Source organism: Streptomyces sp. CC53 (assembly GCF_001865245.1).
Classification (GTDB): domain Bacteria; phylum Actinomycetota; class Actinomycetes; order Streptomycetales; family Streptomycetaceae; genus Streptomyces.
This window is the reverse complement of record NZ_MKXB01000237.1, coordinates 1-15410: the sequence shown is the minus strand read 5'-3', so window position 1 is coordinate 15410 and position 15410 is coordinate 1. Positions and strand designations below refer to the sequence as shown.

Below are 15410 nucleotides of genomic sequence, written 5' to 3'. Positions count from 1 at the left end.
GGTCGGCGAGGCGGAGCGCAGGGGGTGGGGGGTGATCGGCCTGCCGATCTAGCTCGTGATGGTGCCGGGGCAGTGGGAATGCACGCTTGGGCTGGAGATCTACCTGGTGCGCGAGTGCGGCCCGGGATCGTCCGTACGCCGAGCGCGGGGAGTAGGCGCGGATCGGGGAGAACGGTCTGCCGGGCGGCCTGGCGTGGGAGGAGTCCGTCTCCGCGCGGGCCGGGTCCCGGCCCTCGTCCGCAATCGCCGGCACGTATCCCCTGGAACCACTCACCCGGGGCGGGGGCCGCTGGTGGCTGCCCCGCGCCTGCGCCGACCTCCTGGGCCGGTGGGAGGTGGTGGAGGGGAAGCTCCTCGAACGGGCTGGGGTGTGCTCGCGGTGCGGGGCGCCGGGGGGGCGCTGGAGCGGCTGGAGGACGCCGGCAAAGACCGGGTACGTGACGATGTGCCCGCCGTGCTCGGGGGCGGAGTTCGCCGCGTACACCGGGCACCTGCGCGGCGTGCGTTACGGGCAGATGCGGGCCCGGACGCTGCGGGCCGACGACTACCTGTGCCGGCTGTGCCAGTCGAGCCGGGCCTCGGTGTGGGACCGCTGCCACGAGCACGACCTGGTCCGCGGCCCGCTGTGCGGCAGCTGCAACATCCGCGAAGGAACAGGACTCCCCTGCCTCTTCCTCCGCCTCGAAGGCGCGGTGCTGCGTCTGCTGGTATGCCGCGGCTGCCTCGAACGAAAACCCTTGCCGCGCCGGTTCCACACCGCTGTCGTCCGCGCGCACCTGGAGCAGACCGAGCGTCACGGGCGGTGCCCGCGCAAGCCCTAGGCCCGTGAGGTGGAGCACGCCCACGGTGTACGCCGGTTCGAGCCGGAGTGCAGCGGATGGCGCGCCAGCCGGTGGACGAAGGACGTGACAGCGCCCGAGATGACCGCGCTCGTGCCGGCCTTCGTCGACGCGGCCCTCGCCGTACGGGAGGGCCGGCCGTCTCCCGGCCCGGCCGCAGGCGCGAGGTGACCAGCACCCGGCGGAGTGGTTGCACACGGCATCGCGTTCATCACCATCCGCCCACCCGTGGATACGCGAGCGAGCCCCCGGACCACAGCGGTCCGGGGGTGACTGAGTGCTTGAGTCGGCGAGTTTCGCCGAGTGTGGCGCTCCCGCTCGGCGCCCTGGCCCTCCACCGTGGATGCCGGGCGGAGAGACCGCGCGCGACCTGGCCGCGCACGCCTACGCTCTCCTGGTTCCCGTCTCGGCCTGTGGCGGGCAAGCAGCGCGCGGGGCGAGGGCGGGAGAATGGGCGTGGAGCCACTCATAGCGGCGGTACTGAGCGGGGACGCGCAGGCAGTGGGGGTGCTGCTGGACGCAGGGGCTGACCCCGATACCGCCGATGAGCACGGCACCCCCGCACTGTGTCTGGCGGTGGACACCTTCGAACTGCCGGTCGTCGAGGCCTTGATGGGATCAGCCCGGCTGGACCGCGCCGGCGCCGACGGACGCACCCCGCTGCTGCGTGCGATCGACAACGGCGCCTGCAACATCACAGACGCGCTCGTCGGCCACGGGGCACGCCTGTGGATCAAGGACGCCGAGGGACGTGACGCTCTGGCTCTGGCCCGGTACTGGCACGAGACAGGCGTCGTGCCGGAGCTGCGCCGCAGAAGCGGGCGGCCGGGTCCGGTCGGCCGCAGAACCGTCCGGTGTGAGTCCGGGGCGACCTGCGAGGAGCTGTCCCTGGGGGGTCTGACCGCCCGGACCGGGCACACCGCGATCCTCACCTCGCTGGAGCAGCGGTACGGCATCACCGTGCCCTTCGACGAGCTGCTCTCCCGCGCCGTGGCGGAACCGGATGTCAACCACGAAGTGTGGTGGGAGACGACGTACGCGCTCCAGCAGCGGCACGATCCCGCCGTCTGGGACGCGGCCGCCGCCCTGCACGACCGGCCGATGCCGTTGGAGCGGTACTTCGCTGCGGAAGTGCTGCGCACGATCAACCTCTTCGACGAGAGCGACGACTCGCCGTTCGACGGGCGGCTCGTCGAGCTGTTCCTGCCCTGGGTGGCACGCGAGCCTGACCCCCGTGTGACGTGGTCACTCACCGCCGGCCTGGCCGATGCCCAGGATCCGCGTGCCCAGGGGCCACTTTCCGAGCTCACCCGTCACTTCGACAGCAAGGTCCGGCAGTGGGCTGTGGGGGGACTGCATCGTGCGGTCGAGGCGGAGAGCCCCCAGGCGCTGGAAGCCGTTGTGGAGCGGACCGGGGACGAGGACGCGGCGGTCCGCCGGGCAGCCTGCATGGCCCTCGCCTCCGCCCCACCGGACACCACGGGAGTCTCGGATGTACTTGCCGCATGCCTTGACGACCCAGACGAGACCGTCCGGGTGGAGGCCGCGGCCCGCCTTGCCATGCGCGATGATCCGCGCGGCGACGAGATTCTGCGTGGTCTCGACGCCACAGGCGACACAGACGAGGGCTCCCCGTACTCCTGGCTGCTCCATGACGTGTCCCGATACCGCGGCCTTCGGGACGCTGACACATAGAGAGAGCACGCCACACGCGGCCGCTGCCCATGGACGAGGCACGGGATGACACCTCACCGCAGGCCAGAGCCGCCACCTCGACGCTCAACCGCTGACGCGCCAACTGAAGTGCTCAGTCACAACCGGGGCTCGCGGGCTGTCCGGGGTACGGCTGCTACAGGTCGAACTCGAGGTGCTCGATGTCGGTGAAGCGGACCTCCTCCAGGGAGCCGGCGCGGCGGCCGTTGTCCTGGAAGTAGACCTCCTTGAGCGCTTCGGCCGCGATCTCCTGGAGTCGGGCGTCGGTGGCGCCTGCTTCCTGGGCGTCGAAGAGGCGGGCGGCGTACGGCGGGGGCAGGGCGACGGTCAGGTGCCGGATGCGGTCTTGGTCCGTGGAGCCGATCGGGGCGGTGTAGCCCATGCGGGCGCGGGTGTCGATGACGATGCCGCCGGTCGTGGCCGCTTTGTGCCGGGCCCTGGCCCGGATCTGGGGCTGCCAGCGCTTCTTCACCTCGCGCTCCAGGCGTGCGGCGAGATCAGGGCGGGGCTTTTTGATCTGGTCCTTCACGTACCGTTCGACGGTGCGCTGGGAGATGCGCAGCATCTGGGCGACCGCCTTGGTGCTCTTGAGCCGCTTGACCAGGTAGCGCATCTGCGCGGGCGCGCTCTTGGGCGCCGGGCGGGTGAACGCCTTTTGCACCGCGGCGTCCAGGCCGTCCCCGAACAGGCTCATCGTGGCCTACTCCTACTCTCCGTTGTCGATGTCGGTGACGGTGCCGTCCTTGATGTACCGGGCGAGGTTGAGCTCGGGGGCGTTGAACCGCTCGCGGACCTCCTCGCCCCACAGGACGGACTGGGTGCCTTCCCACTTCACGAGGCCGGGGTTGATGCCGAGCTTGAAGCCGCCGGGCAGTGGCTTGCCTTCCCGGTAGGGCAGGAAGTCCAGCGGCGAGGGCCCGGGGGAGGCGTAGACGACGCAGTCGGACAGGATCGCGATCGGGTACTGCCCGGTGAAGGCCGCGTGCTTGACGATCTTGCGGTGGAGGTTGATGCGGGTGCGGGAGATGACCGCCGCGCGGATGTCGGGCCGCCAGGTGGGGCGGGAGAGCGCGCGCCACGGCTCGCCGGGCTTCCAGCCCTCGCCCCGGGGGCGCTCGCGGAGCTTGCCCAGACCGCCCTTGACCGTGGCCTTGATCGCCGTGATGACGATCGCCAGGTCCGGGTCGCGGGTCTTGTAGCCGTGCATCGCGGCGAGGAAGTCGGCCGGGGTCAGGTCGGTGTCGACGCCGAGGTCGGCCATCGTGGCCAGGTAGGCGTCCCGCAGCCGCTGGTACCAGCCGTCCAGGTAGCGGCCGTTGTCGTACCGGACGTGGGCCTGGGTCGGCGCGACGTCGTAGCCGAGCTCCTGCGCGTAGGCGACGGTGGGCGTGGCGTACCAGGCCGGGCCGGTCGGGCGCTCGCCCTTCGGTGTGAACGGGGAAGGCAGCAGGCTGCCGTCCAGCTCCGCCCACTTGTCCTTGGCGACCTTCACCTTCGACAGGTCGACGTGGGAGAGGTCGACCAGCCACGAGCCGGGCAGCTTCGGGTCGAAGACGGGGTTCTTGAGGTGCGTCGCCTCACCGAGGCCGACGTTCAGCCCGTTCGCGCCGGCCGCGAAGGCCATGTTGACGTCGATGCCGACCAAGTGGCGCAGCGTGCACTCGGCGTCCGTCATCGGCCGCGCCCAGTCGTACGCCTCTTCGAACAGCATCTCCGCAGGTCCGCGGACGTGGAACCGGGGCAGGTCCTTGAGGACCGGGTGGCCGTCGGGGACCTCGCAGGGCGGGAAGTTCATCGGGTCGATGGCGTCCTGGCCCAGGCTGCCGGGGTTGTGCTCGGAGTGCCGCTTGCCGTCGGCGTCCGGCGCGGAGGCCCGGGTCGGCGGGTGCAGCGCGGTCATCAGCTCCAGGCCGGTCACCGCGGCCGATCCGCGCGGCGTCATCACCCGCGAGGCGTACACGCCCAGGACGCGGGCGAGCTCCGCCGGCGGCAGTTGCGCGGCGGGGCCCCAGAACCGGGGGTCCAGCGCGTTCCACGACGGGATGCACAGCTGCACGCACTGCCGCTCCGAGCCGGTGGCGGGGCGGTAGATCCGCGCCCACGGCCCGAAGCCGCGCTGGGTGAGCTTGCACTCCGCGCGCACAAGCTGCTTGATGACCTTGTGGCCCTCCGGGATCCGCCCGGCGTGCTTCTCCTCCTCGCTGAGCGTCGGGGGCAGGCCGTAGCGCTCGCACGCGGCCTCGGTGAGTACGAGCAGCGGGTCGGCCGGCCTTCCCGGTCCGGACAGCTTCGGCTGCCCGAGTCCGGCCTCCTTGAGGGTCCAGTCGACCAGGGACGGCAGGGACTTGGCGGGCACGTCCAGGACCAGGCCGCCGGTGCAGTACGCCAGCACCTTCCCGTCCTCGACGTCGACGACCGCGAGCGGCCCGTTCTCGAACCGCGGATCGGCGCCGCCCGCCGGGGTTGCGGCCGGCGCGGCCTTCTTCGCACCCGGACGGCGCGATGTCGACGACGGCCCTGGGGTGCGCGCCGGACGCGGCGCGGCCACCGAAGCAGCAGCGACGGGGGCGGGGGGCGGGGTGTTCTCGGCTGCGGTCGGGTCCGCAGCCGCGGACGCCTCCCCTGCGGACGGAGTTCGGGCTTCCGCCGCCCCTGCCGGGGCGGGTGCTGTGGCGGTGAACGTGGCCGACACTGCGACGTCAGGGGCGGGGGCGGGCGCGGCCGGGGCGGCGGGGTAGAGCTCCGCGAGCTTGTCGAGCAGCCGGGCGTAGGCGTCGCGCTCCGGCGGGCGGGGCTCGGTCTTGCCGGACTCCCAACCGGACACCGTGGCCCGCCGCACCTTCAACGCGGTCGCCACCTCGTCGATCGTCAGGCCGTGCGCAGCCCGCAGCCGCTTGCGCTCCGCCGGCGGCGGCAGCACCGCGCGGGATGCGAGCAGGGCATCGACCGCGTCGAACAACTCAGACATGGAACGCCTCCTGACCCACACCCTACCCCCTTGAACGTACGATGCGCGTACATCTAGCGTACGTATCGCGTATGCGCGGTCTGTTGAGTGAAGCGGCACTTCACGCTGAAGGCCCGCAGTTGATCGTGTTGGTGCGGGACCGCGGCTGAACACTCACCTCTCCCACGCCATGCGCGACCTGATCGCCGAACGTGAATGGCCGACGGTGTTCCTGCCGCCCGCCCGGTCACCCGGCCTCAACCCGGTTGAGGGGGCATGAGCGCACGTCAAGCGCAGCCTGGCCGCTTGCCGTAGTCGCCCTGGGCCAGCTCGAAGCACGCGTACGCAACTGGCTTGAGCGCCCTCAGTACGGCCGGGCAGCGGGACGATGCTCGCCTTCAGAACCGGGTCCCAGGAGCCGTACCCGTCGGGGGGCCGATGCTGTCGATCGCGACGAGGAGGCCGCCCGCCCCAGCCCGCCCCGGCGTACGGCCGGGGCGGGCTGGGGCAGACGGGCTGGGGGCGGTGTTGAGGTACTTCACCTCAACGCCAGCACCAGGCGTCTCTTCACAGACCTCACGTACTGCCGGAAGGTCGCTGTCATCTCGCGCGTGGGCCTTGGATCAGTCGGAGTGCCTTGAGGACGGGGTCGGCGTCGATGCCTGGGGGTACGAGGTCGTCGCGCGCGAGGGGGTGGGCGAGGTGACCGGGCGTCTGGCGGGTGTGGCGCCGGGCGTCGCCCGCAGCAGGTGGCGGCGGTCGTGGGCGGGGGCGTCGTGCAGGGCCGGGCGCGGGTGGCTGTTGCCGGTCACCACCTCGCGCCACAGCTCGCCGGTGCCGGTGCCGGCCGTGGGCGGGGTCGGGTCGGGGGCTTTGTGGTCGGTGGAGGCGAGGCGGGCGGTCTCGCCGTGGGCGACGGTGGCAGGGACGCGGCTGCCTGATTCGGTGCGGGATGGGGCGGTGGCGGCGGTGAGGTGGGCGCGGATGCTCACGTCAGCAGCCTCCGTCCACGCTGCAGGCGGCGCCGTGGACCGTGGCCTGTTCCTCCTGCGCGGCCTGGGCGTCGAGGATCGCCTTGCGTAGCTGGGGAACGCCGGGGACGCCCTCGATGCGGGTGTCGCCGACGAGGAGGGTGGGCACGGACTGGATGCGGTGGGCGGCGGCCTCGCGCAGGGCGTCCTGGTGGGCGGCGCTGTACGTGCCGTCGCCGAGGGCCTTGCGTAACGCCTGGCCGTCCAGGCCGATCTCCTCGGCCAGGCGGATGAGGACGTCCGGCTCGCCGAGGTCCTGGTCCTCCTGGAAGAAGGCGCGGAACATGCGGGCGGTGTACTCGGCGCCCTTGCCCTGTTCGGCGGCGTACTGGTAGCCCTCGAACGCGAGCCGCGTGTAGGGCTGCGGGGAGACGGTGGGCAGCGTGATGTCGACGCCCATGCGGCGGGCCATGGGGTAGACGGCGCGCTGCCAGACCGCGGGCAGGTACTCGTCCTCGGGGCGCAGGGTGGGGTGCGGGTGGGGCCGCAGTTCGAAGGGCTTCCACTCGATCTCGACGTCGACGCCGAGTCCCTCGATCGCCTCTTCCAGCGGGCCTTCCGCCAGCATGCAGAAGGGGCAGACGTAGTCGGACCAGATCCGGATCTTCACCGGGTCGCTCTTGGACTGGCCCGTCAGTGCCCGGTCGTGCGCAGCGCGGCCCTGCGGTGCCTGGTCGTGTCGTGCCCGATCGTGCGCAGCGTGGTCGTTGGCCGTGTGGTCGTTGACTGCGTGGTCGTTGGCCGTGTGGCCGCTCACCGTGTGGCCGCTCACCGTGTGGTCGGTGGCCGTGTGGTCGGTGGCCGTGTGGTTGGTGGCTGCGTGGTCGTTCATCGCCTGGTCACTTGTCACTCGGTCGTTCGCTGCCGGGGCGGGCCCCGGCTGGTCGGTGGATGCCTGGTCGGGTGCCTGGCCGGTAGGTGCCTGGTCGCTCACCGCAGTCCGCCCTTCCGGCCGGTCAGGAACTCCTGGAAGGGCACTTCGTGGCCCTCGATGGGGGCGTGCGTCACCTTGAGCGGCCATGCGGTGGGGTCGGTGGAGAAGATGGTGTACGAGCCGGCGTAGTCGAAGCCGTAGGTGGCCGCGGTCTTGCGGTCGACGGCGTACACGATGTGCTCGACGTCGAAGTAGAGGGCTGCCATGTAGCACAGCGCGCAGGGCTCGCCCGAGGCGATGAGGGTGGCTCCCGCGACGCCGAACCGGCCGGCCTTGCGCGTCGCCTGGCGCAGGGCGACGACCTCGGCGTGGGCGGTGGGGTCGTTGTCCTCGGCGACACGGTTGAAACCGGTGCCCAGGACGCGGCCGTCGCGTACGACGATCCCGGAGAAGGGGATGCCGCCCTCGGCGACGTGCTGTCGGCTGATCCTGACCGCTTCCTCCACGTGGGGGGTGAGCTGGTCGAGTGAGTCAAGAGGCATGGCGAGTGGGTCCTTGGGAGACGGGGGCGGTTCGGCGGAGGTACCGGGCGGGCCGCGCACGGGGGGTGGCGGCCCGTCGTCCTCGCCGAGAGCTGCCCGGGGGTGCTGGGTGCGCTCAGACGCCGGCGCTCTGGGCGACCTGCGGCCGCTCGACGGCTTCCTGCGTGGTCTCCGCGCCGCTCGTCTTGTCGGCGAGCTTCAGCCAGACGACGCCCCCGATGATGACGGCGAGCCACAGGGACTGGACGAGGTTGAGCTTCTCGTCGAAGAAGACGGGGCCGAGCGCCGCGGCTCCGACGGCGCCGATGCCGGCCCAGACGGCGTAGCCGGTGCCGACGTCGATGGTCTTGAGGGCGACGCTGAGCGCCCACAGGGTCAGCAGGAAGAAGACGACGGCGACCAGGGACCAGGTCAGCTGGGTGAAGCCGTTGCTGCCGCCGACGGAGAGCGCGTAGCCGATCTCGAACACGCCGGCGAGGAGGAGCATGAGCCAGGCGTTGGCCGCGGAGCTGTTGTTCGAGGACATGAGGGCAGGTTCCTTTCGGTAAGGCGTGATGGCCTGGGATTGGGGAGGCCGTGCGGGATGCGGGGCGCGCAGACCCATAGGGTGCGGGGCGCCCTCCGCCGGGGTGGGGCCGGCGCTCCGGCCGGAGGTGGGGCCCTGCCGGGCGGCCGGGGACGGTCGCGGGATCAGGCGGCGCCGCTGAGCTGGAGGCCGACGACCCCGGCGATGACGGCCGCGATGCCCAGGGCCTTCTTCCAGTTGAGCTTCTGGCCGAACAGCAGGGCGCCGAGCAGGGTGATGCCGACGCCGGAGACCGAGGTCCACAGCGCGTAGCCGACGCCGACGTTGAACGTCAGCAGGGCACGGCTGAGGAAGTAGGTGCCGAGGGCTCCGCTGACCAGCGTGATCGCGGTCCACTTGCGGTTCTTGAAGCCTTCGGCCTTGCCTGCCGCGAGGGCGACGCCGATCTCGAAGACGACGGCGATGGCGAGGTAGAGCCACTGCATGAGGAAACCCCTTCCAGTCATTGCTTGTGCATGCAAGGACATGATGGCCGACTGCTCCCTGGAGGCGCAATCGGGGAAACGCCAGGAGCTTGCATGAGCATGTACTCTGCTGTCAAACAGTCACTCCCGTGAGGACGCACCTATGGCAACTCCACCCCTCGCAGCCCAGCGCAACTCCGACCACGCCGTGTGGAACCGCGTGCTCGCGCTCCACGCGCACGTCGAACGCGAGCTGACGGCGGCCCTGCAGCGGCGGCACGCGATCGGCTTGTCGGAGTTCCGCTCCCTGGAGCACCTGCACCGCTCGGAGACGAGCGAGCTGCGGATGCAGGACCTGGCCGACAAGGTGGGCCTGGGCCAGTCGTCGGTGACGCGCCTGGTGGGCCGGCTGGAGTCGGCGGGCTTCGCCTTCAAGGACCTGTGCCCCTCGGACAAGCGGGGCGTCTACGCGGTCATCACGGACGAGGGGCGCCAGCGCTACGAGGCCGCGCGCGCCACCTACGCGGAGGTCCTGTCCTCCGCACTGAACACCTTCGCCGCCGACCCCGAGCTCGGCCCGACCGTCCGGGCCCTGCGCACGCCCCGAGACTGACCGGACCCCGCACCCGCGCCGACCCCACCACCCCGCACCCCGCGCCACGGCACACCGCGGCGCGCCACGGCACGGGCAGCGCCTCCGACTTCACCCCGACACGGCCCCGCGACGCGGTGCAGCCGTCCGGAAGCCCGGTGACATTCCGGTTCCGGACCGTTGCACCGCGTCGCGGCCGTTCCGAGGCTCACCCCACGGATTCCACATCCAAACCATTTGCTTGATCAAGCAAAAGTGAAGGCACCGGGTCACACCCACTTCGCCAAGTAGGTGCTTGACCAAGCATGTACTTGCTCGGATACCTTCGTGCTCGACACCGCACGATTCGAACAGCCGAGCGACTTCGTGTTGTTGCGGCTGAGCCGACCGCAAGGAATCCGCCGTGCCATCGCCTCGCCTGGCCGAGACCGTCGCCGTCCACGGTCGCCACCGGCCCCACAGCATCGCGCTCCACTTCCACGACCAGGCCGTCACCTACGGCCGGCTGCACGATCTGACCCAGAGCCTGCGCGACCCACTGCAACGCCTGGGTCTGCCGGCAGGCAGCACCGTGTGCGTGCCGGCACACAAGACGCCGCAGACCATCGCGCTGCTGCTCGCGCTCTTCCACGAGGGCCACATCGCCCTGGCGCCCTCCCCCGACCTCGGCAGCGCCGCCCGCGAGCGGATCGCCCGCCAGGCCAGGGTGCGCCACCTGCTGACCGTCGACGCCGACGGGGTGCTCGACGCGACACCCGTGACACCCGACGAGGACGAGGCGGCGGGATTCGCGACGCCGAACCCGCAGCAGACGCGTCTGCTGCTGACCACCTCCGGCTCGACCGGCACCCCCAAGATCGTCCCGATCGAGGCCGCCGGCTTCGACGCCTTCGCCGACTGGGCCGTCAAGGAGTTCGCCCTGACGCAAGGGGACAGGGCGCTGTCCTACGCGCCGCTCAACTTCGACCTCGCCCTCCTGGACATCTGGACGTTCCTGCGCCTGGGCGCCACCGTGGTGCTGGTCGACAAGGAACGCGCCACCGACGCCGCACACCTGGCCTCGCTCGTCGCCGGGCACGCACTCACCTTCGTCCAGGGCGTGCCGATGATGTACCGGCTGCTCCTGGAGGGCAGTGCCGGCGACCGCGAAGGGAGCGGCGCCTTCGACACCGTGCGCCACGCCGTCTTCACCGGCGACCGGCTCCCGGCCGGCCTGCTCGCCCCGATCGCGTCGGCGTTCCCCGGCGCCGCCTTCCACAACGTGTTCGGCTGCACGGAGACCAACGACTCCTTCCTGCACCGCGTCGACCCCGCGGCGACCGGGCCGATGCCCATCGGCCGGCCGGTGCGCGGCACCGACGCGCTCGTCCTGGACGCCGACGGGCAGCGGGTCGAGGGGGCGGGCACCGGTGAACTGCTGGTGACCACCCCGTTCCAGACCAGCGGCTATCTACGCGAGGAACTGAACGAGACCGCGTTCACCCGCATCGACGGCCGCGCCTTCTACCGCACCGGCGACATCGTCTCCCGCGACGCCGACGGCCTGTACTTCCTCGAAGGCCGCGCAGACTGGCACGTCAAGGTCAGGGGGGTGCGCACGAACCTCCAGGAGGTGGAGAGCGTGCTCGCCTCCCACCCCGACGTCGCCGAGGCCGTCGTCGTCCCCCTGCCCGACCCGCAGGCCGGCGTCCGGCTGCACGCCCACGTCACCCGCCGCCCGGGCACCGCACTCACCAGCCTGCGCCTGCGCACCCACACGGGCCGGCACCTGCCCCGCCACGCCATACCGGCCTCCGTCCACCTCACCGACGCACCACTGCCCCGCACGTCCACGGGCAAACCCGACCGCAACCTCATCAAGCACAACCGCATGAAGGAGATCAACGCATGAGCACCACGGACATCGCCGGTGAGATCCGCGCCTACATCGTGGGCCAGTTCCTCGCCGGGGAAGACACCTCGGACCTGACCGGGGACTACGACCTGATCGACTCCGGCGTCATCGACAGCCTGGGCCTGGTGCGTCTGCTCGCGCACCTCACACAGGCCTTCGACATCGCCGTCGACGACATCGAGTTCACGCCGGACGACTTCCGCACCCTCAACTCCATCACCGCCGTGATCGAGACCCACACCCCGGCGCGGGCCGCCTGACCTGCACCACCGCACCCCCACAAGCGCCAAGCCCCAAACACACCCGACACCACCGAGACGAACACACCACCCCGCACACCCCACACATCCAGCACACCCCGCACATCACAGACACCACACACCAGCACCGCCCGCGCCACCCCGCACCACACGCACCACGCGGGTACCGCGCGCACCCACGCACCACGCGCCGCGCGGGCGAGACACACCCCCCAGCCCCGCGCACCGCGCACCGCGGGCAACAAACCGCACCACGAGCACCACGGGCGCAACAAACCACACCACGAGCACCACGGGCGCAACAAACCACACCACGAGCACCACGGGTGCGACGCACCACCACACACCACGAGCAGCACGAACGCCACGCGCACCGCGCACCGCGCACCGTGCATCGCTGGTGCGGGGCACCGCCTCATCGCCATGTACCTCTCATCGATCGAAGGAGAACCGGACATGTTCGTTCGCAGCCTCGATGACGTCGCTCCCGTCGAGTGGGGCAACGGCCTGAGCACCCGGTTGCTGACCAAGTCCGACGGCATGGGCTTCGCGCTCTGCGACACGATCGTGCGCCAGGGCACCACCAGCGCCCTGCAGTACCGCAACCACCTGGAGGCCTGCTACTGCATCGGCGGCTCGGGCGAGGTCGTGGAGAAGGACGGAACCCGTCACAAGATCGTGCCCGGCACGATCTACGTCCTCGACAAGCACGACCCGCACTACCTGGTGGCCTCCGACTACGAGGACCTGCACCTGGTGTCGGTCTTCAACCCGCCGATCGTCGGCGACGAGAAGCACACCCTGTCCCAGGACGGCTTCTCGCAGTACTGAGCCGCCCGACCCCACCGCCGACCAAGGACCCGCCGTGACCGACGACCTCTTCCATCTCACCGCCCCCTGGGCCCGGCAGCTCAACGCGGACACCCGCGCACTGGACACAGCCGGCGCCTTCCCCCACGACAAGTGGAAGATCCTGCAGGAGACCGGTCTCCTGCGCACCCACTTCGCCCCGGAGTTCGGCGGCGCCGGCCACGGAGTGACGGCGACCATGCGGGCCCTGGAGGGCCTGGGCTACGTCTGCCACGACGCCGGCCTGTCCTTCTCCGCCTCAACCCAGATCGTCTCCGTCGGCGTGCCGCTACAGCGCTTCGGCAGCCAGGAACTGAAGGAACGCCACCTGCCGAGGATCACCTCCGGTGAAGCGATCACCGCGCACGCCATCACGGAGGAGACCGGCGGCTCGGACGCGATGAACCTGGCCGCGACCGCCCGCCGCGACGGCGACCACTACGTGGTCAGCGGCGGCAAGATGTTCATCACCAACGCCCCCGTCGCCGACCTGTTCCTGCTGTACGTGCGCACCGGCACGCCGGGACCCTTCGGCCTGACCACCCTGCTCGTCGAGGCCGGCACGCCCGGTCTGACGACGGGCCCGGCGATGGACAAGATCGGCCTGCGCACCAGCCCGGTCGGCACGCTCCGCTTCGACGAACTGCGCGTCCCCGTCAGTCAGCGGCTCGGGCAGGAGGGCACCGGCTTCCTCGTCCTGGACCACGTGATGAAGCGGGAAGTCCTCTTCGGCTTCTCCATCACGCTGGGCGAGATGACGCGACGCCTGGAGCAGACCATCACCTACGCCAGGAACCGCCACCAGTTCGGGCAGCCCATCGGCTCCTACCAGGCCGTCTCCCACAAGATCGCCGACATGAAGATGCGGGTCGAAACGGCCCGCAAGTGGCTCGCCGACACCGGCGCGAAAGTCGAGGCCGGCCACGACGCCTCACTCGACCTGGCAGCCACCAAAACCATCGTGTCCGAGGCCAACGTACAGACCGCGCTCGACGCGGTACAGATCCACGGCGGCCGCGGCGTGCTCACCGAACACGGCATCGAGCGGGACCTGCGCAACTCGATCGCCGGAACGATCTACTCGGGCACCTCCGAGATCCAGCGCAACCGCATCGCCACACTCCTCGGGCTGTGACCGACCGGCCCCACGGCCAAGCCCCCGGACCGACAGGAGATCCACATGAGAGACCAGCTGCAGCGACTCACCCGGCCCACCGAGTTCCTCGACTACGAAACCGACGCGGTGCAAGCCTTCATCGACCACGCCGTCAAGGACCGCGCCGCCGACCCGACGACCAACGCCATCGCGCTGTACTACGCGGTGCGCGACGACATCTTCTACGAAGTGTACGGCGCCCCCCTGTCCCGGCAGGGACTCAAAGCCTCCACCACCGCCACCTCCAGAGAAGGATTCTGCCTGCACAAGTCCGCCCTGTACGCGGCGTGCGTACGCGCCCTGGGCATCCCCTCCCGACTCGTCTACGGCGACGTGCGCAACCACCTCGCCTCCCCCCGGCTGCTGAAGCACATCGGCGGCGACGTGTTCTTCCACGGCCTCACCCACATCCACCTCAACGGCACATGGATCAAGGCCACACCGGTGTTCAACAAGATGCTCTGCAAGCTCTACGGCATGCAGGCACTGGAATTCGACGGCGTCAACGACAGCCTCTACCACCCCTTCAACCAGGGCGGCGGCTCCATGGAATTCCTCACCGACCACGGCTCCTACGACGACGTCCCCTACGACTTCGTCATGTCCCACATGCGCAGCAAGCACCCCGGCTTCCTCAACGCCGACGGCACCGGCACCGTCCACGGCGGCAGCCTGGCCACCGAATCCACCCTCACCCGGTAGGAGACCCCACCATGACCCACACCACCTCCCCCACCGACGGATGGGACGCCTCAGTACGCATCGGCGTCGTCGTCCCCCACGCCGACATCGGCCCCGAAGCCGAACTACAGGCCATGGCCCCCGCCTCCGTGTCCATCCACGGCTCACGCATCCACTTCGCAGCCATGCGCGCCGGCGGCGAAATGGACAACAAGATCCCCCACGACCCCGTCCGCTCCTTCGTCGAACCGCCCCACCTCGACCAAGCCGTGGAACTACTCGCCGCATCCCCCCTCCACGCCCTCACCCTCGGCTTCACCTCCTCCAGCTACCTACTCAAAGCAACCGGCGAACAGGAGCTGTACCAGCGACTACAACCCGCCACCCGCGGCCTTCCGATCACCGGCACCACCAAAGCCGCCCGAGCCGCACTCAACGCCCTCGGCGCACACAAGATCGCCGTGATCAACCCCCCATGGTTCGACGACACACTCTCCACCCACGGCGCCGACTACTTCCGCGAATTCGGCTTCCAAGTCGTCCACCACGGCCCCTGCCCCCTCCCCTCCCACCAGAAAGCGATCACACCGGACAACCTGTCCGCGTGGATCCGCACCACCATCACCACACACCACCCCGACGCCGTCCTCATCGCCGGCAACGGCATCCGCGCAGTAGGCACCATCAAACCCCTCGAAACCGAACTCGGCTGCCACATCATCACCGCGAACCAGGCAAACCTCTGGCACACCCTCCACCTGGCCGGTGCCACCGACACCGCCCTCACCATCAACAACTACGGCCACCTGTTCACCACCACACCGAAAAGCGAAGACACATGACCCTGCTCAACGCCACCGACTACGAAGCCGTCTTCACGACACCAGAAAACGACACCTACCGCATCCCCCTCATATGCTGGCGCGAGGACAAAGACCAGATATACGGCATGATCCTGATCAAAGGACAACCCCACCGCGCCGACCAGATCCGCCACTTCCTACGCTACGACACCCGCACCACAACCCGCCCACACCACACC

General features: G+C 70.4%; 17 protein-coding genes. 10 read left to right on the top strand and 7 right to left on the bottom strand.

What is annotated here, in order from left to right; genetic code table 11:
• The first annotated feature begins 443 nt into the window (after positions 1–443).
• Both BJP40_RS30850 and BJP40_RS30840 read left to right on the top strand, forming a co-directional pair.
• Complete coding sequence (locus tag BJP40_RS30850) at positions 444–821, top strand: endonuclease domain-containing protein (protein WP_071284250.1); 378 nt, start codon at positions 444–446, stop codon at positions 819–821.
• Between the two features lie 474 nt (positions 822–1295).
• A complete protein-coding gene (locus BJP40_RS30840) occupies positions 1296–2534 on the top strand; it encodes a HEAT repeat domain-containing protein (protein WP_177204518.1) in 1239 nt (412 codons plus the stop codon).
• Between the two features lie 154 nt (positions 2535–2688).
• On the opposite strand, the gene BJP40_RS30835 is transcribed toward BJP40_RS30840, so the two are convergent.
• From BJP40_RS30835 to BJP40_RS30805, 7 genes are all read right to left on the bottom strand, one after another.
• Positions 2689–3246: a DNA-binding protein gene (locus tag BJP40_RS30835; RefSeq protein WP_071284241.1), complete on the bottom strand. Its 558-nt coding sequence runs from the start codon at positions 3244–3246 to the stop codon at positions 2689–2691.
• Positions 3247–3258: 12 nt separating this feature from the next.
• On the bottom strand, positions 3259–5520 hold the full coding sequence (locus BJP40_RS30830; RefSeq protein ID WP_071284238.1) for a helix-turn-helix transcriptional regulator: 2262 nt from the start codon (positions 5518–5520) through the stop codon (positions 3259–3261).
• A gap of 602 nt (positions 5521–6122) precedes the next feature.
• Positions 6123–6491 (bottom strand): hypothetical protein, encoded by a 369-nt coding sequence (locus tag BJP40_RS34780; RefSeq protein WP_071284235.1) that lies wholly within the window; start codon positions 6489–6491, stop codon positions 6123–6125.
• A 1-nt stretch (position 6492) separates the two neighbouring features.
• The gene (locus BJP40_RS30820) at positions 6493–7362 is read right to left on the bottom strand and encodes a DsbA family protein (RefSeq protein ID WP_079171600.1); all 870 of its coding nucleotides are present in this window, start codon (positions 7360–7362) and stop codon (positions 6493–6495) included.
• Positions 7363–7460: 98 nt separating this feature from the next.
• A complete protein-coding gene (locus BJP40_RS30815; RefSeq protein ID WP_071284233.1) occupies positions 7461–7946 on the bottom strand; it encodes a nucleoside deaminase in 486 nt (161 codons plus the stop codon).
• A 115-nt stretch (positions 7947–8061) separates the two neighbouring features.
• Complete coding sequence (locus BJP40_RS30810) at positions 8062–8472, bottom strand: multidrug efflux SMR transporter (protein ID WP_071284230.1); 411 nt, start codon at positions 8470–8472, stop codon at positions 8062–8064.
• Positions 8473–8636: 164 nt separating this feature from the next.
• Positions 8637–8957 carry a multidrug efflux SMR transporter gene (locus BJP40_RS30805; RefSeq protein ID WP_071284227.1) on the bottom strand — a complete coding sequence of 107 codons (321 nt, stop codon included), beginning with the start codon at positions 8955–8957 and terminating at the stop codon, positions 8637–8639.
• Between the two features lie 142 nt (positions 8958–9099).
• On the opposite strand from BJP40_RS30805, the gene BJP40_RS30800 reads away from it, so the two are divergent.
• The 8 genes from BJP40_RS30800 to BJP40_RS30765 form a co-directional block, all read left to right on the top strand.
• On the top strand, positions 9100–9549 hold the full coding sequence (locus BJP40_RS30800) for a MarR family winged helix-turn-helix transcriptional regulator (RefSeq protein ID WP_071284224.1): 450 nt from the start codon (positions 9100–9102) through the stop codon (positions 9547–9549).
• Between the two features lie 382 nt (positions 9550–9931).
• A complete protein-coding gene (locus BJP40_RS30795) occupies positions 9932–11419 on the top strand; it encodes an AMP-binding protein (protein WP_071284221.1) in 1488 nt (495 codons plus the stop codon).
• Positions 11416–11682 carry an acyl carrier protein gene (locus BJP40_RS30790; protein ID WP_071284218.1) on the top strand — a complete coding sequence of 89 codons (267 nt, stop codon included), beginning with the start codon at positions 11416–11418 and terminating at the stop codon, positions 11680–11682. Before BJP40_RS30795 ends, BJP40_RS30790 begins: the two co-directional genes overlap by 4 nt.
• 456 nt (positions 11683–12138) lie before the next feature.
• Positions 12139–12513: an ectoine synthase gene (locus tag BJP40_RS30785; protein WP_071284216.1), complete on the top strand. Its 375-nt coding sequence runs from the start codon at positions 12139–12141 to the stop codon at positions 12511–12513.
• A 34-nt stretch (positions 12514–12547) separates the two neighbouring features.
• Positions 12548–13666, top strand: coding sequence for an acyl-CoA dehydrogenase family protein (locus BJP40_RS30780; protein ID WP_071284213.1), 1119 nt, complete (start codon positions 12548–12550; stop codon positions 13664–13666).
• 45 nt (positions 13667–13711) lie between these two features.
• On the top strand, positions 13712–14389 hold the full coding sequence (locus tag BJP40_RS30775; protein ID WP_071284210.1) for a transglutaminase family protein: 678 nt from the start codon (positions 13712–13714) through the stop codon (positions 14387–14389).
• 11 nt (positions 14390–14400) lie between these two features.
• Positions 14401–15210, top strand: coding sequence for a maleate cis-trans isomerase (locus tag BJP40_RS30770; RefSeq protein ID WP_071284207.1), 810 nt, complete (start codon positions 14401–14403; stop codon positions 15208–15210).
• The coding region (locus BJP40_RS30765) for a DUF6253 family protein (RefSeq protein ID WP_071284204.1) at positions 15207–15410 on the top strand (204 nt) is incomplete at its 3' end. The genes BJP40_RS30770 and BJP40_RS30765, both read left to right, overlap by 4 nt.